The sequence below is a fragment of the Bacillus sp. CZDM1 genome, assembly GCF_055502545.1.
The window spans coordinates 20,809-43,594 of the sequence record NZ_JBUESO010000014.1; the positions used below are offsets into that span (position 1 = coordinate 20,809).

A 22,786-nucleotide genomic window follows, 5' to 3' on the forward strand; every position below is an offset into this window, starting at 1 on the left:
GTTGAACTTTCCAAATGAAGTAAACATTACGGAAGTGTGTCCGCGGGACGGATTTCAAAGCCTATCAGAAATCATTCCCACTGAGGAGAAAATCGACATCATTAATGATTTAATCAATTGTGGTTTTAAGCAAATGGAAGTGACTTCATTTGTTCATCCTAGGGCCATTCCGCAGCTCAAGGATGCAAGTGCCGTTTTACAAGGGATAAAACGAAAAAAGGATGTCAAATTGCGGGCACTTGTACCCAATCTACGAGGATTAGAGAGAGCGATCGAAGCGGGGGTAGATAAGGTGAAGCTCATGCTGTCAGCTACCGATTCGCACAGCATCAGCAATGCAAATAGTAAAACCTTCGATGTCATGAAGGGATTTGAACCTCTAGTAGCCAGTGCAAAAGGTACATCCATCATACTATCTGGTTCCATTTCCGTTGTATTTGGCTGCCCTTACGAGGGGGATATCCCGATAGAAAGAATTTCTGAAATTTGTAAACGATATATAGATTTAGGGATTTATGATTTATCATTAGCCGATACAACCGGAATGGCCAACCCTGTCAAGGTGAAAAGAATAGTAGGAAACCTACATGAAAGATTCCCAGAATTAAAGTTCTCCCTGCATCTTCACAATACAAGAGGAATGGCTTTCGCAAATGCAGTAGCGGGACTGGAGGTAGGAATTAAAGACTTTGACAGCTCAGTCGGAGGCTTAGGCGGCTGTCCATACGCCCCAAATGCAAGCGGAAACATTGCCTCAGAGGATTTAATTCATGGCTTTGAAGAAATGGGAATAAAAACAGGTATCAAAATTGATAAAGTTATCTCTATTGGAGAGGAATTACAACGTAAATTCCCATCTTATTCTAATAGTTTTATTTTAAAAGCTGGAAAATGCTCTGATTTGCATTTGGCGCCAGTTTCTCAGGAAAAATTAGGTTAATGATTTATAGGAAGCAGGGATACGATTCTCTGCTTTTTGTCATAACGCTGGTACGTATCGTTGTTTTCTTTGCCATCTTCAATCACTACCTTTCTTTGAACGCGCGTGACCGTGGGGACGGTTCTTGTGGTTATGGGAAAATATGTAATACTAAGAGAACCGTCCCCGTGTACACGTGTACAATTCGTAAAAAAGGCACAACTAGTGTAATGAGCTAGTTGTGCCTTTGCTGTTTTCCAGGGGAGATCCTTACGCAAAATTTTGAAGACCGTGGGGACGGTTCAGGTGGTCGTGGAAAAATATGTAAGACCAAGAGAACCGTCCCCGTGTCCACAGGAAAGGAACTATTAAGAATACAAGTCTATATCCACGACAAAAAATTCACTAGAAAACTGTCCAGGTTCGTTTTTATATAAGGGTTCCTAGCGCTTTTAATCAAACGTTTGATTAGCATTTCGTATAGTAGATGTGTGTCAGATTATGACGTTTACTAGTTTCTATTGTCTATTTTGAGGAAGCTCATAAATACTCTCTACTTTTCTTCGGCAAATTATTCAGTTGAAAACAATAGAAAGTTCTCTTCCTAAAGGGGCTCATTGACTATTTAATCAAACGTTTGATTAGTGGCATTGGGATTAATTAATCGATTGATTAGAATCGCTGCAAATGTTGGTAATACAGGGTTTGTACCTCCTAAGAGGCGTTGGAAAGTGTCGAAAAGTTGATATAGTGAAAATGTCAGCAAGATGATAAATGAGAGGTTCAAAAAATGCTGGTAACAACTGGATGGATGAATCAGGCAGTCTTTCAAAAGATAATAACAGTCTAATACGTAAAGAGTGTAGGTGATAGTATGTCCAAATTTTATCAAGTTACAATCCTCATTCTGTTCATTTGTCTTCTTTCAGCCTGTTCTTCTAGACCAGAACAGAATTCTTCTGGTCAATCGAGTCCGTATATTAAATTGTCTATTCCTTCAAAAGAAAATCCAAACCCGGTGATGCCAGATGAACAAGTAGATGAAAATAATGATTCTCCTAATCAAGTACAAAATCAAGACGCTCCAGAACAAAAGCCGCCAGAAGACTATGCAGCAGAGGATCGGCTTCAAACACAGGAGATACAAGAAAATGAAGACCCGAAAAGCGGGACTGAAACGGTGCCAGCGGAGCTGCCTTTTCAGGACTTCAAAGCCAGATGGAATGCTGTTACCGATGAACAAATGTCTAATTTATATATTAAGGATCTAGAAGAGGTATCTTCCAATGGAGAAACGTTTTATCGATCCAACCTGTCCAATCAGCTGGAGTTACGCGTATTTGTTCATCAAGATCACATCCAGCAGTTAGAGATGATTAGTAAGGACAAAACCAAAGTGACCGTAGCGGCCATGCTGACAGGCTGGAGTCAAATCATTACCTTACTGCATCCGAATATTGAAATTTATGATGTGGATGAGCTCTTTAATAAAATGGGTGTTGAGCCTAATGGTAATTTAACTAACGTAAAACAAACATCCTTTACTTACAATGACTTACATTACGAGGTAACACCGACAGAAAACGGCTACAGCTTTAGAGGAAGGTATGATAAGCCGTAACATGAGGGGGAGAAGCCATGAAGGTAGTAAAGCTTACAATTATCTTATTATTAATCATTCCTGTATCGTTGCAAGGCACCTCACCGACCCGTGCCCAAACGAGGTTATTTAATATGTCGTATGTATTCTTTGGGTCACCCAGCAGCTATGTCACTCAAGTAGATAAAACGAAAGGCAGTTTGAATGTTGTTTCCCCGAACTATTTTGATATTACTTCAGATGGACAGCTCGATGTCACATGGAGGTTACAAACTTCATTTATTACCGAGATGCATAACCGAGGAATGAAAGTAGTTCCTTTTCTTGCTAATCATTGGAATCCAACCGCAGGAATTAACGGGTTAAATAACCGTGACAGCTTAGCTCGAAATATTGCAGCTGCCATTCAACAATACAATCTAGATGGTGTGAACGTGGATATAGAGGGAGTAGGTCACGCCTATCGGGATGCTCATACGGATTTTATAAGGCTTCTTAGGGAATACATACCCGCTCATAAAGAGGTGTCTGTAGCGGTTGCTGCGAATCCTAACGGCTGGAAAACGGGCTGGCATGGCTTCTATGATTATAAGGCACTAGGGGAATACGCTACTTACTTAATGATTATGGCTTATGACGAAAGCTGGGACTCTCCTGATAGCCCAATAGGTCCTGTATCCAGCCTCTCCTTCTTTGAAAGATCCATCCAGTATGCCATAAATCAAGGTGTTGCAAAGGATCGGATTGTTGCTGGATTACCGTTTTATGGGCGAATGTGGAAGCTTGATGGGCCGACCTTGGAGAACCGTTCTATAACGGGGATGGGACTTTCAAGTACAAGAGTGGATCCTCTTGTTGCACAATTTAATGGAAAAATCCAATTTGATGAGAAGACTCAGTCATCTTATGCAACGTTTACGATACCGATAGGCGGCAGTGCCTTCATCGGGAGTGTAAAACTTACAGAAGGTAACTATATTATTTGGTTTGAAAATGAACCCTCTATCAAAGCAAAGCTGCGTCTGCCGAAGCAATATGGAATAAAGGGAACGGGTTCTTGGGCGTTGTATCATGAGAAGCCTTCGATTTGGAACAATTATACACTGTGGCTGAATGAGACCTATAATTCCTTTTGGGTACAAAATGGGTATATGGCTTTAGTGAAAGCTGATAATGTTAACCTTCGTGACAGCCCATCCCTCAGCAGTAATGTCGTAAGGACACTCTATAAAGATCTAAACCTAAAAGTAACAGGCCCTCTTGTGAATGTCGATAACCAGGAATGGTACCCCGTGCAATTATCTGAGGGGACTCAAGGGTATGTAAGTTCTTCGTACGTAGATATTTTTCAGAGATTCGGTGGAAAGAACCGGTTTGAAGTAGCCGTTAATGTTTCAAATATGGGATGGAAGGATACGGCTAATACCATCATAGTATCGAATTATAATGCGTTTGCTGATGCCTTAACCGCTTCCCCTATCGCCTATAAAGAAAACGCACCCATCCTGTTAACAGCTAAAGATCGTTTAACAGCTGAATCAAAGGATGAAATCAGTCGGCTCAAGCCCCAAAAAGTGATTATTGTCGGCGGTCCTGGCAGTGTTGGGGAGGGGGTTGTAAATGATTTACGTAACATGGGAGTCACTCATTTGGAGAGGATTGGCGGTAAAGACCGCTTTGAAGTTTCAGCCAATCTTGCGAAAAGATTAGGACCCACTACGAGAGCGGTTGTGGCAGATGGAATGAATTTTCCGGATGCACTTTCGATTGCACCTTATGCTGCCAGAAATGGGATTCCTATTTTGTTAGCTAACAGAGATCATTTACCTCAGCAAACAGAAGAGGTCCTTACCAGCATAGGTGTTCAAGATACCATCGTGGTTGGTGGTGAGGCAAGTGTGGGAAAAGCTGTGTATGACAAAATCCCAAATCCGAAACGAATATCGGGTAAAGACCGATACGAAGTAGCTGCAAATGTCATTCGGGAATTAAACTTAACGCCTGATACCGCATTTATTGCCACTGGTTTGACGTTTGCAGATGCATTAACGGGTTCGGTTTTAGCTGCAAAAGAAGGTGCACCACTTTTATTAACGAATCCAAAGCAGTTACCTGAGGCTACGAAAATGATTCTTGTGGAAAAAAATATTACTCGGCATAAGGTTCTAGGCGGTTCCGGTTCAGTAAGCGAACAGGTTTATCAAGAACTTCGACCGTAACGAAGGGAAGCAGGTGATGATGAGTGAAGAAAGTGGGATTCCTATTATTTGCCCTTTGTTTTCTTACCATAGCCGGTTGTAGAGCAACGGAGGAACCTTCGCGGCTTACTCAGGAGGCTGCTGAAGAAGTTGCCATGCATAATCCGAAGGTTTCCAAGTGGATGAACCAACACCACCCAAGGAATGGAACGACCTATTTAGTAACAGGGCTAAATAATCAGAATTCCAAAGACCTTTATACCAAATCAATAACATCTAAGGATCATCACTGGAAAATTACCTATACTTCGAAAACAGAGATTAGTCCAAACAAGATGGAGGTCACTGTTAATTCAACAACGGGTGAAATTGAATCGATACAAGAAGAGGAAAGAATGATTGTCCAATTTAAACAACAAGTGAATGAAGAAGCGATCCATGATGTAAATGGGGAAATTATAAATACAGTGGAAACAATCCCTTTACTATCAGCGTATATACCGGTTGATAAGATGGAAGAAATCAAACAAAACCCGGAAATATCCACTGTAGAAAAGGATGCAAGGATTAGAGCGACTGCCTAAGTTGTAGATTGGGGTAATGAAAAAATTCGTACCCCAATCGCTTGGCAGGCAAGCTTTACGGGAAAAGGGCAGAAGATTGCCATTATTGATTCTGGAGTATCCACAAGCCACGAGGACCTAAATATAACAAATGGGGTTGCCTTTGTTCCGTATACGACTTCTTATGATGACGATAATGGTCACGGAACGCACGTTGCAGGAATTATAGGAGCAGCTAACAATACTAAAGGCACGGTTGGAGTGGCCCCAGACGCCTCACTCTAAGCCGTTAAGGTATTGGATAACAACGGCGAAGGGTATGTTTCAGATATAATCGCTGGGATTGATTGGGCTGTTCAAAATGATATCGATATTATTAATCTAAGTCTTGGATCAGACACCCCCTCCAACATGTTGAAGGATGTGTTGGATATGGCGTATTCAAAAGGGATTCTGATTGTAGCCTCTGCTGGTAATACAGGGTACGAGCCACACACCAGTACAGTAGGTTATCCAGCTGCATATGATTCCGTTATTGCGGTAGGAGCGATTGACCAATCCAATAAGTGGGCTGATTTTTCTTCAGTAGGACCAACAGTAGAGGTTACTTCTCCAGGTGTTGATATTTTGAGTACTTATTTAAATAATTCCACCAAAAGGCTTACTGGGACATCGATGGCAGCACCCTTAACTGATGCTTAGAGTTCCGGTGCCTGTCACTCCCCGATATTTGTCGATGTTTGCTAGATTACATTAGTATTAGAACTATTCTGAAGGGAGAACGATTGGGTTCGTTGTCTTGATGAATGGCATTTATGAATACATCCTTGTATATAGACATAAGAAGGGGTGTAGAGAACTTAGCACAGGAAGGATGGATATTTGATGTGTACATGGGGACGGTTCAGGTTAATATTGTCATAGGATTGTGAAGAAATATACTAAAACTAAAAAGGCAGAATAATTGAACAAGGATTGAAACCTTATTGTTGGGTTAATCTGGCAAGGTGTGGATTGAAACATCATTGGTTCGGGAAACGTATAAAAAGAAACTCTAAAAAGGGAATTGAGGAACATTGACGGAGTATTTCTTTTTAATGGTATTGTCATTCCTAATGCTTGTGGGGATGTCAGCTTATCTTTGGCATTTATACAAACTGAAAAAGAAAAATGGAAATTCATATAAGATAGAAATCAAGAATATTCTTGTCTTGGTCTTTTTGATTCTTCTATCTGGGGCTCTATTTGTTCACTCTTTGTTGGACCTGCCAAACGTCTTAGCTAATAAAACGGAACAATATAAAGGGACCTGTGAAGTTTGGGTATTTGAAAGTGCAAGGGGTGGACATACTTCGGTGGAATTTGAAAACCATAACATTATGTTTCCTGAAAATTATCAAGGGGCAGAGGAAGGCAGCTACTACTGTGAAGTGGAATATTATCCGCGAACCGCGCAAACCGAAACAGGTAAGTCATTGAAATTTTATGAAACAAAGGGTGGAGAATTATTAAATTCAAAATAAGTTGCTTCTTCAACTATTGGACGCTTTAATGAAGTAACTAAAGCCTAATTTCTCACTTAACCCCCGAGAAATTAGGCTTTTTATATTTTGAGTTCCTTAACGTTGTAAATCCGCATTTTTCTGAACTACACCTTTATGCACTATTTATTTTTCAAGCGAATCCATGTGTATATACTCCCTTACATCATTAATTAGAATAGCAAGATTGAGAGACATTTATCTGTTGTTTTGTGCGTCCTGTTATTTAGGAATTAAATTTTAAAACAAAAAAAGACTGAACACATGCCTGAACATCATTCAGTCTAGGTAACTTACGTTAGAGATGTTAACAATTATTGAAAATTGTCTTTAATGCTGTAACAGCTTCTTCGCTATCTTTTCCATAAGCAAAAATAGTCATATTGCCATTTGTGCCACCGTACATAGCCATACTTAATATACTTTTGGCATTTAGACGTTTGTGATGCATTTCTACTAATATAGTGCTCTCAAATTCATTAGCTTTCTCCACTAATTTCATAATTGTCCCATGGGTGAGCTTCTGACAAAGAATCTGTTCTTCCTTGATTGTCAATTTGATCCCATCCTTATTAATAGTATTATTAATTAAAATCCATGGAGATAATAATCATTTTTCTCTAAATTGTTTTATAAAAATCCTTCTATATCTATAAAATGTATGGGAGGATCGGTACTAATATAGTAAGAAACAATGCTGATATAGTCATCGCAACACTTCCCATTGCTCCTTCTTCTTCCCCCCATAGGAGAGAACGGTTAGCCCCAAGCATTTGGGCTGAGGTTCCCATTGCCAGCCCTTTCGCAGATTTACTTTTTATACCCAACTTTTTTAATAAAATTGGGCCGATGATTAAGGAAATTAGGGCAGACGTAATCACAAACAAGACTGTGGTCGACGTAATTCCCCCTAGATCACTAGATATAGTCAATGCAATTGGGAGAGTAGCAGATCTAGGAATCAAGGATGCCAACAACTGTTCCTGCAAGTGGTAAATGCGGGACATCTCTAATACAGCTATAACTCCCAAGACTGTCCCACTCATTACGCCGATGCAGATTTTTTTATAGTTTTTCTTCAAAAAAGGCCATTGCTTATAAAGCGGTACAGCTAATGAGACAACAGCCAGCTGTAGCAACGGACTAAATACTGAACTTCCTTGCTGATAAGCTCCTTCTTGGATCGGCGAAACGATCAGCAAAAAAATCAGCAGAAGAGATGATGTATACAGAGGATTCAACCAAGCTTTTGGATATCTACGATAGAATCGCAGACCAAGAAAGTAACAGGCTAAGGTGATGGCGATACAGAAAACAGCATTTACAGTTAGAAGTATCATTTTGCATTTCTCCCTTTTATTTTTTCATACCACTCCACAGCGAAGGCTGTACCTAACAAACAACAAAGACTGCTCACAACTAATATAGTTAAAACATTCAATCGGAGGGTCTCCTGAAAACTTGAGGATAAAAAGAGGCTTACAATAGGTGGAATAAACAATAATGTAAGATGTTTTAACTGAAATGTAGAGGCTTTTTCAATCCATTCTAGTTTCAGCATTCCTGTTAAGAGGAAGATTAATAGCACAAGCATACCAACGACACTACTTGGCAAGGGAAGGTGAGAAACTGTAACAATACCATGGCCGAGTATTAAAAATCCTAAAATGATTAAAAGCTGCAAAAACCAACTTAGATTCACTTTACCCGCCCCCCCTGTTATGATTTGTTGATTTCAGTTTAAGGTAACCTTGAACCCGTGTCAGCGATTAAGTAAGAAAACATTACATAAATTTTGTTTAACAAACCCAAAAAACGTAAGAAAATCTTACAATAAAACTGCCTCCTAATATGAAAACAGTTCATCCTTATTTATAAAATTTCCTTATTTCGGGAACGGATGTTGGAAATCCTTTCGTCTGCTATACGGAAGAAGATTCTTACCCTCCCCACTTAAAATTCTAAATTCTGGTGCCTGTCACTCCCCGATATTTGTCGAAGATTGATAGGTTGTTAGATAGCTAAACACTGATAGAATGTAGTTGCAGTTGAATATTGTTGGGGTGTTGGTTGTCAGTCTTCTTTCCGTAATTGCGGAAGGAGGTGATAATCATGGAAACATTTCTTGAAATTCTACGAGAGGTTCTGAAGGGAATGGTGCGGGAAGTTTGCGCATATTTTTTTCGGAAGAATGTTCTAGAAGACAGGAAAACCACCCTACGCCGTCGCAAGCACAAGGGTGGTTCAGATAAAATATAAACATTGACAACCACTACCCTGACGGTAGAAGCTGCATGGAGAAGTGTTACCAGCACTTCTCTTTTTTATTATATGTCCATTATACACAAAATTATTCCAGGAGAGAAGGGATTCAACCTCTCCATGCACTGGTATTCCTCGGATTATGTTCGAGGATTGATAACCTTTTAATAAACGAAACATTTATCTAAATGGCATTTTATTTTATTTTTTCCATACTCTATGCAGGATTTTCGAATATTTTGTAGAAATATAGCAAAGAAATACTTCGTATAATTCTTCAACTATATCTTTAATATCTTCATCACGAACCGCTATTATTTTATTTCATTCATTATTCATCTATCTCCACCGTAGACATTTATGTTAATCCTGTGTTTATTTTCCTAACTTTAAAAAAATTATGCTTGGAGGCTGTTTTATGACGGTCAATGTTTCTAGTATTGGTTTAAAAGGGCTTGAGGGTTATCGGGTTCAAGGGCAAGTGAGGATATCTCCAGGTAAGGAGTCGATGGTGATTGTAGGGTTGCCGGATGCTTCTGTTAAGGAGTCTAGAGAACGTGTGTTAGCTGCACTTTATCACTTTGGTGAAGATTTTACCGATCAAAAGCTTGTCGTTAATCTTTCACCAGCTTTCACTCTCTTAACTGCATCTAGTTTTAGTTTGAATAAATAGGATTTGGTTTTTCTTTTTCTCTTTCCTCACCAAAGCGACATTTCCAAATGAGATTGCTTTCTCTCGCAAATCCATTAAGTTGTTCCTTGAAGGAGACCATTACATTATGACTATCAAAATCCATCCACGTACTGTAGTACGCGAAATGCTATTTATAAGAAAGAAATTTTTTAACTAGCAGAAAAAGACACCATTGGTTCATTTATTATTTATTCCAGTGAGTGTTTAGCAAGAGAAAAGAATAGGACGAGCAGATAACTATAACAATCTTTCTCAAATCAACAGAACACTCAAAAGACAAGTTGTAAAATTTGATTTTGAGGTCCCACAATCCTCGCACTTAATTATTAACGGAAATCCATGCTACTACTGTATTCCTCCCCAAACTAATCAAACGTTTTGAGTAAACCCATTCATGTCATTTCTAGTCTGCTATTGTAAAAATCTAACCTTTGCTGAAAGTTACTGATAGCTTGTCTTAAGGAACTGTTCTAATCCTCGACAAAAAATTTCCCGGAAAACAATTCTAATTCCGTTTATCAAAACAGTTTTAGGCTCTTTTAATCAAACGATTGATTGGGAATATTGTTAGCAGACTTTGTCGATAAAAAGAGGTTTTAGTGATTCCATAAGATAAGGGTCAGCTAGTTCATTGACAAACTGAGTACGATGTTAAAGAAAAAACAAAGGCAGATTGTTTGAATATGGATTGCAATGACGGTTATGAATCGCCACTTCCATAAATTATGACTCTGTGTGCAGCCAATCATAGTACATGACTTCGCCGTTTCCGAGCACATAACGCAAAGGATTACTCTCACATCTGTTTTCAGATAATTGTTCGAGATAGAGTTCTTTTAATTTGTTAGTTAAGATTCCATAAAAGAAGGCAATCGGTTTTACTACCAGTTTGGTAGATTTTAATTTTCGTATTAGTTGCTTAAAAGACTGAATCGCGATAGCGAGAACGTCCTCTGTGTGTTGGTTACATTGAAAATCGAAAAGCAGCGATTTGCACCATATGCCAGTATTCTTCAATCATTTTCGCATCCGAGAAGAAGTATTTTACAAGCTGGACAAATGCTTGTGGAACTTTATTACTAACAAAAGTGTGATCGAGTTCAATCGGCGATTCGTTACGTTTAGTACTCTTTTGATTATTAGTTTTTAAAAGATTATTAGTTTCTTTAGGGTGTCCTATTCGTATGTACTGCTTCCAAATAAAAATAAAGAAGATGTAGAATCATACAGCCAGAATCCAAATGTAACGATCTTAAGCAATACAAAGAATGTTCATTCAGTTAAAGAAACGACGCTTGGAATAACCGCTGCCAACTTTTTTGCTGCTGGAACGGCAGATATCATCACAGCTGAGAATCCTTCCTCTGTAATGGTGAAGGAGGAAAAAGGAGAATTGACACTGTCTGTTTCGGATCCAACACAGAAGCAAAACACAGTCATCATTGAATTGGATAAAACAGGATTATCTGTCATTAGTAAAGATGACACCGTAAACGTTCTGCAAACATCTCCTACGATTAAAGTAGAGGTCAATGTTGCCGGAGCTATCGGTAAATCGCACGTTGTGAAATTCCAAGTGGATGAGATGAATGATATTGAACGGTTAGATCAAGTTATCGATTTCGGCTATCAAAACGGCTGGATCATGAATGACGGAATCTATAACAGTTTAATTTCAAAGGTGGAGCGCATTCAAAAACACAAAGATGACAGTAGGTTAGTATATTTGGGCGTGGAAGCTCTTGAAAATGAAGTTCGAGCTCAATTTGGGAAAAAGATCAACCCTGTTTTTGCTAATTTTCTGTTAAGTAAAACGATGCTCTTGGAATCACATTAGTACTTAATTAGATTGAAAGTAATTCTGAATGCAAATACATTTGATAATTTAAAAAGTAAATAAAGAAATGACAAATAGCCAAGCTTTTTAAGCATTGGCTATTTTATTTGTGCGCCTTAGCATGGGTGCAGTCTATAGGGTGCAAGTCCCGAACTGTGAAGGCAGAAGTAACAGTAGCTTAACGCAAGGGTGTCCACGGTGATACCTCATAATTTCACTTTTTCCGGCTGGATTAAAAGAGTACTTGTGCTTTGATTATAGATTTTAACCTCATATTTGTTTAGGAGTAAAGGGTGTTCATAGTGTGTCAAATCACCTTTAAAAAGAATGTAAGCTTTCTTTAAGATAGAGCTTTGATCTGTTTTAATAATGTCGCCCTGAGCATGTAGTTGTGAAATTATTTCTTTTTGTAAGTTGGTGGATTGATAGAATAATAAATAAACTTTTTGAGTTACTGCTTCATTTTCGTATGTGTTCTTTGTAATTCTTGAATATTGATAATTTTTGTTTTCCCTTGTCAGATAGATTGATAATAAGTCTTCAATAACCGCACTTGCAGTAGCTTCTGCTCCAGCGCCTGCTCCTTGTAAAGTTAAGTATCCAAGCAAATCTGTCTTTATTCGAAGGGCATTATCAACATTTTCGACTCCGTGTAAAGGATGATCCTTGTCAACGAATACAGGCTTTACTTCTACATTCAAATGACTGTCAATAAGTACTAAATGCTTAAGGCGAAGTCCAAGCTGATCTGCTAATAAGATTTCCTCATGCGAAATACCTTTTATTCCTTGTACGGTCACTTGTTCCCAAGCAGGTTGTTCTCCAAAGATCCACTCGCTTAATACCATCGCTTTATAAAATGCATCTAAGCCTTCAATATCATTCGTTGGATCAGGTTCTGCATATCCTTTCTGCTGAGCAAGTTCAAGGGATTCTGGAAAGGAATCACCTGTTGTTCTCATATGACTTAAAATGAAATTTGTTGTTCCATTTAAAATAGCTTCTACGCTCTCAATTTGATTTCCACCGAGCAGCTCTTTAATGGTTCTTAAAACAGGAATTCCACCGCCAACACTTGCTTCGTAAATAAATCGCACCCCGTTCGTGTGAGCTATTTCCCTTATTTCTTTTCCATGACTTGCAATTAATTCTTTATTTGCTGAGACTACATGACAGCCATTCTGAAGCGCTTGTTTTATATACGATAAAGCAGGTTCAATTCCGCCCATAGCCTCTATAACTACATCTGGATTACCCTTTTCTATCATTTCATCGAAGCTTGTCGTAATCATAACATTTTCATCAATGGAGCGAGGCTTTTCTTTATTTTTAATTAAGATACCTATGATTTCAAAGGATTTCCCCGCTAGTGAAGATAATCGTTCCTCTCGATTCATTAATGCGGTATAAGTCCCATACCCTACTGTACCTAATCCTAATAATGCCACTCTAATTCTTGTCATTGTTGACTCCTTTCAAAAATAAAGAAATATAAGTCTTTAAGAAAAGTGGAAAAATAAAAGCCGCTCTATCACTGAGATAGAGCGGCTCCATAAAAAAAATTCCGTCACTTATCTCTCAAAGTAAAATACTTTGAAGGACTTAGCACCTTTTCAAACATTTGTTTGAAGGTTGCCGGGCTTCACAGGGCCTTTCCCTCTGCCACTCTTGATAAGACTTATTAAATTAATACAAATATTATCAGGGTAAACAGTCAGAGTCAACTTAATTTTATGAAAATTTTAAATCATACTTAGCCTCTTACAAATTAATATGATCTTTTTTATACCTTTCTAATTGTTCTTGTTAGATTGAGATGTAATTTCTCTAACTCCTTTTGATTGGAAATTACATGGGTATTACATTCAAATGAAAAATTACAGGATCAAGATAAAACTTTATTGAATTATTTACTTTTAATCAGCACTTGTCCATTCACCTTTATTATGAACGCATAAGTTATATTACCCACCATAGCACCATCCACAACCTCTTTCATAAGGGTGTACCTCCTAAAGAACGTTTGCATGTATTGCAGACGTTTTTTGCATTTTTATGGCGACTGTTGATTTTGTCCAAAATATGATATTTGTCCAAACCACTCTTGTACTACTGAAATATATATACATAGTGAAATTGTTTTTCTTACAAGTATTTAAGTGGTGGTGAAAAGATATGTGGTGGTGTTCTGGATACAACGGCGGTTATGGCTACGGCGGCAATTCCTTTGTATTAATTGTTGTATTGTTTATTCTTTTAATTATTGTACTTGCAAGCTTCTGATAAATGTTGAATTAACCGAACGGTACGATTTTTACAAGTAAACTCATTTCTGGAGGTGTTATGTATGAGCGACGGATCTGGAAAGTCTTTTGCGTTAATCGTTGTATTGTTTATTCTCCTAATCATTGTAGGAACTTCTTTCATGTCTTTCAAGTACTAATTTGAATTATTGAAATGGAAAAGGCGGCTAGTTTAAATTTAGTCACCTTTTTTGTGAGAAATTTTTGGCTTTGCGGACTATGTATGAAATTCGCTGCATAATGCAGATTTCGTAATAAGTTATGAGTTCGTCCTCACAAAATTCTAGTGAAAGAGCCCTTCCCTCCTTAATTTCTCAACATATTTTGTAAGGAATAAGTTTAAAGGAGGGCTATAAAATGTTTGGATATGGTGGACACGGTGGATTAGGTGCTTGCTGTGGTTATGGCTACGGCGGTACAGACCGCTGTGACGATTTTATTTTAATCGTTGTATTGTTTATCTTGTTAATCATCGTTGGAGCTGTTATCTGTTTTTAAGAAAAGACAATTACGCTTATATTAGAATACAAAAAAGCCCTACAAGGGCTTTTTTTGTTCGAGACTTTTCTTCATTAAGGCGAATGTGCAATGGAAAGCTATGGGGCTTCGGCTACACTTTAGCTTATGCATCAGTTCATGTGAAAAATCATATGGGTTAAGCATTATTTTGAAGAATTTTTTAATTTATTAAGCAATACTTAAGGTCGGCATGCAATCACAAGAAAGGTTATTGAACAATACCGTCGTGCCAGGAGAATATGCTTCCCAAAAACAGATTTCAGAAGCTGGTGGACGAAGAAACAAAGGAGAATAAGACTATAAGAAAGGTAGATTTGGTATGAATAAGCTTGGAGCAGGAGAAACCTTAAAGCTGAGTATATAATGAAGTTTCATTAAAGGGAGCCTGGGGGACGGTTTTTTAAAGGGACAATCGGCAGTTTTTCGCGTGAAAAAGCCGAATAGGGGATAGGTTCTAGTCGGGCTTTTGTACAATTTAGTGTAAGATTTTTTTCGCAAAATTTCCGATTTCCCAAGAAGAATGAAGTCGAGGTCATGGCCTGTGGGTTCCAAACTTTGGGTGTCCCAAAAATCGGATACCAGGAACCATCCGGGGATTTCCAGTTATTGTTGAGAAACTCTAGAGATAGCTTTATTATCAGCAGATCTTTGGTATAAGTGACCAAGTAGTAAAAAATCAAATGAGCAGCTGTCTTTCAAAAACTGATTTTAGAGAGCAGATTTATATTGCGTTTCGAATAAATCGGGGTGAACCGTACCACAAGTAAATGAGGTTTGTTTCTTGAAAAATAAAAGCCAAAAAATGTGCAAATATTGAATGAAAATTTGCAAAGAACATCGGGGACGGTTCTTGTGGTCATCGTTTATATATAATGCCAGGAGAACCGTCCGAGACCACTGGAAAAGTCGTTAATTTGAACAATGAACATGAATTTTCATCATTATATAATAAATACAAGAAGGCAGTTATCTACATATAGTAGGTAATTGCCTTCTTGTTTTTCAAAAATGGACTTGTCCAGTGATCTCGAACCGTCCATATTTTCCTCATGCTTCTCGCTAAGAAATCTCCTGGTTATTCCTCTTGTTTTACTGCAATGATAAAATCAATCTCAATCGGAGTATTACTAGGGAGTTCCGCTACTCCAACAGCTGTGCGAGCATGATGCCCTTTATCGCCAAAAATCTTATCTAATAATTCAGAAGCAGCATCTAGAACTTTTGATGGTTCAGAAAAACCTGGTGCAGTCTGAACATAGCCTGTTACTTTTAATACTTGTTCAACCTTGTCAAGGCTGCCAATTGCCGCTTTTAAACTGCTAAGCCCTTTTAGCACACACATCTCAGCTAGTTCCTGGGCCTGTTCAATGGTAACCTCTCTACCTACTTTACCTTGAAAAGGAACCTCTCCATTTATTCTAGGTACTTGTCCACTAATGTAGGCTACACCTTGATGAATCATTACGGGTACATAATGGTAAAGAGGTGCAGCTGCTTCCGGTAATTCGATATTTAAATCTTGTAAACGTTGATCAATATTATTCAATTTCTTGCTCCTCTCAAGGTTGTTTTTTTTATATAGATTTTAAAAAGTAATTTACGTCTTATATTCAAGAGGCGTTGCCAGAAATCCTTCTAAAACATGTTAAAAATGATGCACGGTGAATAAATGGAGGCAGCAAGGGATGGTATCGTGAAAATGGTGATAGTTGTATTATGAGGTCTGGTACCATTCCACTTTTACTTCAGGTCTTATGAGTATAAGATGAATATGAAATGCTAGAACAATGAGTAGAAATACAAGCGCGTTTTGTTCGACAATAAATTTTCATGACAACAGGAAAAGGTTCGCTTTTTAAAAGGATTTGCAACACTTTTAAACAAGCGATTAGTTGGTATAACAGCTTGTTTATATTTGTAATAATATGTATTTTGTTAGTTTTTATTGTTAGTTTTGAAGATGATTCCTAACAGCCACACATTTTATTAATCATCCTTTGTAGGGCGGATTTTGTCGAGAAGTGGGTCTGGTAAAAAGGGGAGAGAGAGTATGGGTTTCTTTATTTATGGCAATCCTTGAATATATTCCACAGCATACTTAAGAATAATATCTAAAGGGGACTGAAATAATAAAAGTATTATGCTGTAAAAGAGGTAGATTACTTTGCTAAATAAAATATTATTATGGACTTTATTATTTGCTCCATGGTTCACATTGTTTTTAGTTAAGAAGGAAAATATTAAACGATTTATGCCTGCAGCGATTTTTGCATCCTATTTAATGATTATATATAATGTGGTCGCCAATAATCAAAAGCATTGGGTAATTAATGAGACAATGATTCCCTGGTTAAAACCTTTACTTGTTTTTGGTGTATTTGGTGTTTTTCCAGTGATAACTTTATGGGTTTTCCATTATACATATGGTCAGTTTTGGAAATATCTTGTTACTAACATCATCATAGATTTCATGTTTGCTGTTTTTCCTCTACATTATTTGTTTCAAGAAGTATTAGGCGTCTATGAGCTAGTTAACATTACTGTATGGGAGCGATTTATGCTATTTGTCTTTTTTTCCATAGTAATTTATGGCTATTATAAGTGGCAAGAGGATATGTTTCATTCAAAACCTAAGAGAGAAGCAGGATAGTCTTTTAAAGTTTTGTGTTAGTAGTTCGACATTCGATAAAAATTTTCTGCTTCTGGTGGCTTCCTCATTTAAGTTTTAGCTTTATATTTCTAAGAAGCGTCGAAAAGATGGTATAGCGAAAATGGTGATATTTGTATTGATTTAGTAAATAGATGTAAAAGAAGGGGATTCTATCACTTTGCGGTGTTAGAAGCCCCCCTTTTTATATTATGAGGTCTGGTACCATTCCACTTTTACTTCAGGTCTTAAGAGGATAAGATGAATATGAAATGTCAGACAAAGAGATGAGGGGAAAATGATGATTGTTATTGAAAATGATTGGTTGAAGGTTGATATTGTCAGACACGGAGCAGAAGTACGTAAAGTGACGCATAAGAAAAATGGGCTGGATTATATGTGGACAGGGGATGAGGCCTATTGGGGACGAGTCTCACCTGTCTTATTTCCGATTGTGGGACGGTTAAAGGAAGACCACTATCAACTGGATGGTCAGACTTATAAGATGTCGCAGCATGGCTTTCTGCGTGACGTTGAATTCGATGTGGAAGAGCAAACACCAATAACGGCCTCTTTTGTGTTTGAGTCTCTTGGACGCTTCATTCATGTATATCCATACGAATTTAAAGCGGTGATTCGATATCGTCTCATGGCGGACTCGCTGATTGTCCAGTGGGAAATCCTGAATGTAAACAAGGAAGCGATGTATTTTTCCATTGGAGCACATCCTGCATTTAAGGTTCCACTAATAGAAAATGAAACCATTGAAGATTACCATTTGCACTTTACACCTGCGGTAAATAAGAGTGTGATGGAATATGAGATAAAGGATGCTCTCATTCATGAGAAAGGGACCGCTATTGATCTTTCAACGATTCCACTCACAAGCTCACTATTTGAGCGCGATGCTCTTATTTACAGCAATATCGATAAAGTTACATTGGTATCTAATCAGTCACGTCATGGTGTAGAGGTAATGTTACAAGGTTTTCCGTTTGTTGGGATTTGGTCGAAATATATGGAAACAGATGGGACGATCGCTCCGTTTGTTTGCATCGAGCCCTGGTATGGCATAGCAGATACATATGATACAACAGGAAACCTAAAGGAGAAGTTTGGTGTGAATAAGCTGGGAGCCGGAGAAACCTTTCAAGCTGAATATACAATGAAGTTTTATTAAAGGAGCAGATTTACATTGCGTTTCGAATAAATCGGGGTGAACCGTATCATAAATAGATGCGGTTTTTTCGAAGAACATGTTTATAGGATAACTTGTAACTTCATTTTTAAATTTGTCTATGGCGCTGGTTTCGTTAAACTTTGTTCCAAAATTTTCATATAAAGAAAAACACATTGAATCGGGGGATCCAATGTGTTTTTCAACGCTTCTCAAATTGAAAAAAATTTTTTTTATTCAGGCTTAATTGCTATAAATTCGTTAATAGTTTCAGGGGTGTGTTTACCTTCTTTTCCTTTGAAGAGGTCAAGATTAATGGTCACATCCATACAGCCAAGGTATTTTCCATTTTCATCACGTACTGCCATGAATTTTTGGTAAATTTGACCACTCTCATCACCGGAGCGTTTTGGAAACCAAAATTCCCATTCGTTGCGTGCTCCAGAACGGAAATCATTCAACAATTTTTCAACGTGATGAGCCACTTTTGGGTGAAGCTCAAGCACAGGGCGACCAATTGCTTCTTTACGACGGCCATGGACACGGTCTGGATTATTTGAATACCAGCGGAAAATATCGTTAGCATCACAAAAACCCATTTCAAATGGTAAAAGATTGATAATTGAATCCAAAGTGCTTGCTTTCAGTGCACCCGTTTCAAAATTAATGACAGCTTCAGGACTAATTAATTCTGACAATTTAGCTTCAGACATTTATAACACTCCTTTATGCAATCTTCCTTTATGAGAAGAATATAATAGTACGACTATTAGTGAGAAAAAAACCGCTGCTTTTAGGAGATTATTATCTAATCTCATTATTAATGATAGCACTATTAATAATAGAGAAATGTGATTTATCTCACAAAAATTGATTTTGATCATTACTTGCATTTGAGGGACTGGCCATTTTCATAAAGAAGAGGATTTGGCCAAGGAAAACAACCACATTGACGTTGTCCACTTGCCTATTATGCAATATTTGATTAGATATGAAGAAATTGATACTTCCAAAAGAACCATAGCTGCCATTCATCCTAATCCGATAAAATCCGTATAGAAAATATCGAGTGAAAAATCAATGCTAACGATATGATGTATCTATAAAGGAGGGAAATGAAATGTTACAAGAATTCAATCATTTAATGGACTACATCGAAGAACATTTGACAACAGAAATCTCTGGGAAAGAAATATCAAAAATTGTCGGGCTATCTGATTATCATTTTAAAAGAATGTTTTCGTATATGGCTGGAATGTCATTGAATGAATATATCAAAAACAGGAGATTATCTTTCGCAAATGTTGAATTAATCAACGGGGCAAAAGTGACAGATATTGCCTATAAATATGGCTATCAATCCATCGAAGGGTTTTCAAGAGCCTTTCGTGAATGGTGTGGCTTCTTACCTTCAGAAGTAGCGAAAAATAAAATTCAAAAATCATTTCCTAAATTTACATTTTTTATAGATATAAGGGGAGGAACTTCCATGGAATTCAAAATTGAAAGGAAAAAGAAATTTAATATTGTAGGAGTATCGAAAAGGGTGCCGATACAATTCGAAGGTGTCAATCATGCAATTTTGGAACTAGCCAAGTCCATTACGGAACAACAAAGAAATGAAATGCACCAATTAGCGGATTTATATCCTCATCAAGTTTTGAATGTATCTTATGATTTTGATGATGGGTACTTGGAGGAAAAAGGATCCTTAACACATATGGTTGGGTTTGCAACGACAAAAGGAAATCCATTCGATGATTTAGAACAACTTTCTATCGAAGAAAGTTTATGGGCCATTTTCCCGAATAAAGGACCGTTTCCTGCTACCCTTCAAGAAACCACTGCGAAAATTTATTCTGAATGGCTGCCATCCTCCGATTATGAAATAACTGAATTGCCCGGCATTTCATTTACAAAACATGATGGTACGTATGAAAATGTATATAGCGAAATTTGGATGCCGGTAAAGGAAAAGAAAGCTAAAAAGGCAAGATAGTGTCTGAAGCCGTGAGAGCTTCGGACAAGGGAGAGTTGAAAAAGAGAGGTTTTGTAAAGAAACCGAAAAGGAATTACAATACTTACAATAAATTTTCTTTACCAGCTCCTCATATTGATAGTTAGGTACCTGTGAAAATGGATTCTTAGTTTGATGCAATGATAGCAATTGTTGGGCCAATTTTTTGTGACCCTCATTCAACTTTGATGATGTATCATTTATACTTTTTAAAAACCGATTCACCTGATTGGGAAGAATAATGGGGTGGTCCACTTGCGCGTTGTATAAAGTGAATTCAGGGTTAATAAAAATAATGGTGGCTTCAACGAGGTAATTAAGCTTGAGGTCTTGGAGCAGTTGGCGGAATTGCGATGCGCATTTGTTTAATTGATCGATTGGATTTTTATATTCGCGGCCGGTTTTAACGAGGAAAAATCTGTCCTTTTCCAGGCAGAAGTCTCCTTCAAAATTTTTCACATCCAAGAGGCGAATGACTTCTTGCGAAACAAAAGTTGTATCAATCTGAAAATAAGAATTATTTACTTTAAGCAGCAAGTCATTGATGGCATATCTTTCTTCTTGAAGATTTTCTGCCATTCGGTCAAATTTCACCTCACCTTCATAACCCTTTTCCAGGTTGAAATAATGAAACTTTTCTTCTTGTGATAACTTCATCCGCGTGTTTAATGATCGCATTTTCAACAATTCATCTGATTCTGTTCTTCCTCTAAGTGCATAATCCACTTCCCTTCAATATTCCTAAGTCTATTTTATAAAAAAATTGAGCAGATGGGTGTGAAGATTCCGTTAAATATTTACAGGTGTTTTCAAATGAAATTTTATTTCTGATCAAACCTTATCAAAATAAAAAAGATGAAAGAGATTGATTCTTCCAAAGAAGTGTCATCTCTTTCACCTGTATTGGTTGTTACATACCTTTAGTGAATAATTTATTACAATAAATCAATAATATTGAGAAGATAGAAGCCTCGATATTATTGTAAAGACTTTGCCCCTAAATAGCGTGACTTCCAGTAGGAATTGTTCATATCGGAAATGGTCACACCCGTAGAAGAGCCAGCATGAAGGAATTTGTTATCTCCAAGGTAAATTCCCGCATGAGACGCTCCTGGAGCATAGGTAGTAAAGAAGACCAAATCACCTTTTTGTGGAGCAGATATAGGTGTTGCCGCCGCCCAAATTGTTGCAACGGTTCTTGGAATCGTGATGCCTTGTGTGTTAAACACATACTTTAAGAAACCAGAGCAGTCAAAACCAGCAGGTGTATTTCCGCCCCATACATACTGCACGCCAATGTAATTCTTTCCTTCTGCAATTAACGCATCCGCATTAAATGGAGCCACTTCTGGTACTGGAGTTGGAGCAGGAACCGGTGCAGGTTCAACGGTTGTGCCTGGTGTTAATTGAAGTACTTGCCCAACACGCAGGAAATCACTTGTTAAGTTGTTGTAAGACTTTAATTGAGTCACTGTTAAGCCATTGCTTGTAGCCACTCTCCATAGCGTGTCACCTGATTGAACCGTATAGGTTTTGGCTGATGCTGGAGTTGGTTCTGGTGCAGTATGTGTGCCAGCAGGAACTTTTAACAATTGTCCAATTTGGATTACATCAGATGTTAAATTATTCAATGTTTTTAGTTCGATTACTGTTGTATGGAGGATTTTCGCAATTAATGAAAGGCTATCGCCTGATTTGACGGTGTAGGTTGCTGTTTGTGGTCCTATTTCATGTGAATGTGGTGCTAGTAATGAAAGTTCTTGGCCGAGATAGATCGTGGAAACCGATAGATTGTTATATTGCATGATATCAGGAACGGATAGATTGTTTGTTGTGGCAATCTTCCATAGGGTATCGCCAGATTGTACTTTGTATGTTAACTCATGTGCGTCTGCTTGATTAGAAAATCCAGTAGCCATAATTCCTAATGTCATAGCAGCCGTAATGATTTGTTTTTTCAATAACAACACACTCCTATTGGTTATTTATGTTATGCCTGTTTTTTCGTGTGCTTGTCCAACGAGATTCATCATAACGTCATTTAAGTAGTAAATGAACCCTCAATTTGTTGGTTGAAATACATTATTTTACCACCATTAAAAATAGAGTCTTATAGGGACTACGAACCAGGTGGAAACCAAATCAATTAATAAAAGCAGGCTGATTATTGTCAGCCTGCTTTTTGATTTTCTGTAGTTAGTTCGCTGTATTGGTTAATTCTGTTTTCTTAGCTTCTACATCTGAATCAGCTTGTGTCTCTGCTTGTAAACAAACGGGCGTTAGTTCAAAGAGACTAACAATCAAAGTAAAGTTCCCGTAAATTCCAATTAAATACCAATGAAACAAGTTTATTTATTTCGTACAATTATCAAGAGCTGGTATGAAATTTTGTTTTACCAATAATTTTACAAAAAATAGAACATCCTTTTGATGTTGATAAACTCTTTTTAGGAATCACTTCCTAATTGAAATAGGAATGATGGGTACTATACAGTCTAACATGACTAAA

The 22,786-nt window shown here is 37.6% G+C and carries 23 protein-coding genes, 1 pseudogene and 1 riboswitch; of the genes and pseudogenes, 15 read left to right on the top strand and 9 right to left on the bottom strand.

What is annotated here, in order from left to right; genetic code table 11:
* Nucleotide 1 precedes the first annotated feature (1 nt).
* The 6 genes and pseudogenes from ACY3XC_RS23740 to ACY3XC_RS23765 all read left to right on the top strand — a co-directional run bounded on the left by ACY3XC_RS23740 (nucleotide 2) and on the right by ACY3XC_RS23765 (nucleotide 6,803).
* Nucleotides 2–940, top strand: coding sequence for a hydroxymethylglutaryl-CoA lyase (locus tag ACY3XC_RS23740; RefSeq protein WP_464870773.1), 939 nt, complete (start codon nucleotides 2–4; stop codon nucleotides 938–940).
* Nucleotides 941–1,793: 853 nt separating this feature from the next.
* Nucleotides 1,794–2,540 carry a hypothetical protein gene (locus tag ACY3XC_RS23745; protein ID WP_464870774.1) on the top strand — a complete coding sequence of 249 codons (747 nt, stop codon included), beginning with the start codon at nucleotides 1,794–1,796 and terminating at the stop codon, nucleotides 2,538–2,540.
* A 17-nt stretch (nucleotides 2,541–2,557) separates the two neighbouring features.
* The gene (locus tag ACY3XC_RS23750) at nucleotides 2,558–4,738 is read left to right on the top strand and encodes a cell wall-binding repeat-containing protein (RefSeq protein WP_464870775.1); all 2,181 of its coding nucleotides are present in this window, start codon (nucleotides 2,558–2,560) and stop codon (nucleotides 4,736–4,738) included.
* Between the two features lie 23 nt (nucleotides 4,739–4,761).
* Nucleotides 4,762–5,301 (top strand): hypothetical protein, encoded by a 540-nt coding sequence (locus tag ACY3XC_RS23755; RefSeq protein WP_464870776.1) that lies wholly within the window; start codon nucleotides 4,762–4,764, stop codon nucleotides 5,299–5,301.
* A gap of 36 nt (nucleotides 5,302–5,337) precedes the next feature.
* Nucleotides 5,338–5,982, top strand: a pseudogene (locus ACY3XC_RS23760) (S8 family peptidase).
* 395 nt (nucleotides 5,983–6,377) lie between these two features.
* The gene (locus ACY3XC_RS23765) at nucleotides 6,378–6,803 is read left to right on the top strand and encodes a hypothetical protein (RefSeq protein ID WP_464870777.1); all 426 of its coding nucleotides are present in this window, start codon (nucleotides 6,378–6,380) and stop codon (nucleotides 6,801–6,803) included.
* 325 nt (nucleotides 6,804–7,128) lie between these two features.
* On the opposite strand, the gene ACY3XC_RS23770 is transcribed toward ACY3XC_RS23765, so the two are convergent.
* From ACY3XC_RS23770 to ACY3XC_RS23780, 3 genes are all read right to left on the bottom strand, one after another.
* On the bottom strand, nucleotides 7,129–7,377 hold the full coding sequence (locus tag ACY3XC_RS23770) for an HPr family phosphocarrier protein (RefSeq protein ID WP_464870778.1): 249 nt from the start codon (nucleotides 7,375–7,377) through the stop codon (nucleotides 7,129–7,131).
* Nucleotides 7,378–7,471: 94 nt separating this feature from the next.
* Nucleotides 7,472–8,161, bottom strand: coding sequence for an LrgB family protein (locus ACY3XC_RS23775; protein ID WP_464870779.1), 690 nt, complete (start codon nucleotides 8,159–8,161; stop codon nucleotides 7,472–7,474).
* Complete coding sequence (locus ACY3XC_RS23780) at nucleotides 8,158–8,523, bottom strand: CidA/LrgA family protein (protein WP_464870780.1); 366 nt, start codon at nucleotides 8,521–8,523, stop codon at nucleotides 8,158–8,160. The genes ACY3XC_RS23775 and ACY3XC_RS23780 overlap by 4 nt, the downstream gene beginning before the upstream one ends.
* Nucleotides 8,524–8,933: 410 nt before the next feature.
* Between ACY3XC_RS23780 and ACY3XC_RS23785 the strand changes: the two genes are divergently transcribed.
* Nucleotides 8,934–9,080 (top strand): hypothetical protein, encoded by a 147-nt coding sequence (locus ACY3XC_RS23785; protein ID WP_464870781.1) that lies wholly within the window; start codon nucleotides 8,934–8,936, stop codon nucleotides 9,078–9,080.
* Between the two features lie 421 nt (nucleotides 9,081–9,501).
* Complete coding sequence (locus ACY3XC_RS23790) at nucleotides 9,502–9,756, top strand: magnesium chelatase domain-containing protein (protein ID WP_464870782.1); 255 nt, start codon at nucleotides 9,502–9,504, stop codon at nucleotides 9,754–9,756.
* A 744-nt stretch (nucleotides 9,757–10,500) separates the two neighbouring features.
* Here the strand turns inward: ACY3XC_RS23790 and ACY3XC_RS23795 are convergent.
* On the bottom strand, nucleotides 10,501–10,794 hold the full coding sequence (locus ACY3XC_RS23795) for a hypothetical protein (RefSeq protein WP_464870783.1): 294 nt from the start codon (nucleotides 10,792–10,794) through the stop codon (nucleotides 10,501–10,503).
* 154 nt (nucleotides 10,795–10,948) lie between these two features.
* On the opposite strand from ACY3XC_RS23795, the gene ACY3XC_RS23800 reads away from it, so the two are divergent.
* Complete coding sequence (locus ACY3XC_RS23800; RefSeq protein WP_464870784.1) at nucleotides 10,949–11,614, top strand: polysaccharide lyase beta-sandwich domain-containing protein; 666 nt, start codon at nucleotides 10,949–10,951, stop codon at nucleotides 11,612–11,614.
* Between the two features lie 206 nt (nucleotides 11,615–11,820).
* Here ACY3XC_RS23800 and ACY3XC_RS23805 read toward each other — a convergent pair whose 3' ends face one another.
* Nucleotides 11,821–13,077 (bottom strand): homoserine dehydrogenase, encoded by a 1,257-nt coding sequence (locus ACY3XC_RS23805; protein WP_464870785.1) that lies wholly within the window; start codon nucleotides 13,075–13,077, stop codon nucleotides 11,821–11,823.
* Between the two features lie 105 nt (nucleotides 13,078–13,182).
* A riboswitch (SAM riboswitch) is annotated at nucleotides 13,183–13,292 on the bottom strand.
* A gap of 497 nt (nucleotides 13,293–13,789) precedes the next feature.
* On the opposite strand from ACY3XC_RS23805, the gene ACY3XC_RS23810 reads away from it, so the two are divergent.
* From ACY3XC_RS23810 to ACY3XC_RS23820, 3 genes are all read left to right on the top strand, one after another.
* On the top strand, nucleotides 13,790–13,897 hold the full coding sequence (locus ACY3XC_RS23810) for a YjcZ family sporulation protein (RefSeq protein ID WP_464870786.1): 108 nt from the start codon (nucleotides 13,790–13,792) through the stop codon (nucleotides 13,895–13,897).
* Between the two features lie 64 nt (nucleotides 13,898–13,961).
* Complete coding sequence (locus tag ACY3XC_RS23815; RefSeq protein WP_464870787.1) at nucleotides 13,962–14,057, top strand: YjcZ family sporulation protein; 96 nt, start codon at nucleotides 13,962–13,964, stop codon at nucleotides 14,055–14,057.
* Between the two features lie 217 nt (nucleotides 14,058–14,274).
* Nucleotides 14,275–14,415, top strand: coding sequence for a YjcZ family sporulation protein (locus ACY3XC_RS23820; RefSeq protein ID WP_095251751.1), 141 nt, complete (start codon nucleotides 14,275–14,277; stop codon nucleotides 14,413–14,415).
* A 1,096-nt stretch (nucleotides 14,416–15,511) separates the two neighbouring features.
* Here ACY3XC_RS23820 and ACY3XC_RS23825 read toward each other — a convergent pair.
* Nucleotides 15,512–15,982, bottom strand: coding sequence for a RidA family protein (locus ACY3XC_RS23825; RefSeq protein WP_464870788.1), 471 nt, complete (start codon nucleotides 15,980–15,982; stop codon nucleotides 15,512–15,514).
* A 618-nt stretch (nucleotides 15,983–16,600) separates the two neighbouring features.
* On the opposite strand from ACY3XC_RS23825, the gene ACY3XC_RS23830 reads away from it, so the two are divergent.
* Nucleotides 16,601–17,086 (top strand): hypothetical protein, encoded by a 486-nt coding sequence (locus ACY3XC_RS23830; protein ID WP_464870789.1) that lies wholly within the window; start codon nucleotides 16,601–16,603, stop codon nucleotides 17,084–17,086.
* Between the two features lie 295 nt (nucleotides 17,087–17,381).
* Complete coding sequence (locus ACY3XC_RS23835) at nucleotides 17,382–18,263, top strand: aldose 1-epimerase family protein (protein ID WP_464870790.1); 882 nt, start codon at nucleotides 17,382–17,384, stop codon at nucleotides 18,261–18,263.
* Nucleotides 18,264–18,493: 230 nt separating this feature from the next.
* Here the strand turns inward: ACY3XC_RS23835 and ACY3XC_RS23840 are convergent, their stop codons facing one another.
* Nucleotides 18,494–18,973: a PAS domain-containing protein gene (locus ACY3XC_RS23840; RefSeq protein WP_464870791.1), complete on the bottom strand. Its 480-nt coding sequence runs from the start codon at nucleotides 18,971–18,973 to the stop codon at nucleotides 18,494–18,496.
* Between the two features lie 407 nt (nucleotides 18,974–19,380).
* On the opposite strand from ACY3XC_RS23840, the gene ACY3XC_RS23845 reads away from it, so the two are divergent.
* A complete protein-coding gene (locus ACY3XC_RS23845) occupies nucleotides 19,381–20,259 on the top strand; it encodes an AraC family transcriptional regulator (RefSeq protein ID WP_464870792.1) in 879 nt (292 codons plus the stop codon).
* Here ACY3XC_RS23845 and ACY3XC_RS23850 read toward each other — a convergent pair.
* Both ACY3XC_RS23850 and ACY3XC_RS23855 read right to left on the bottom strand, forming a co-directional pair.
* Complete coding sequence (locus ACY3XC_RS23850) at nucleotides 20,170–20,955, bottom strand: nuclease-related domain-containing protein (RefSeq protein WP_464870877.1); 786 nt, start codon at nucleotides 20,953–20,955, stop codon at nucleotides 20,170–20,172. The genes ACY3XC_RS23845 and ACY3XC_RS23850 overlap by 90 nt on opposite strands.
* 299 nt (nucleotides 20,956–21,254) lie before the next feature.
* Complete coding sequence (locus tag ACY3XC_RS23855; RefSeq protein WP_464870793.1) at nucleotides 21,255–22,238, bottom strand: C40 family peptidase; 984 nt, start codon at nucleotides 22,236–22,238, stop codon at nucleotides 21,255–21,257.
* Nucleotides 22,239–22,786 lie beyond the last annotated feature (548 nt).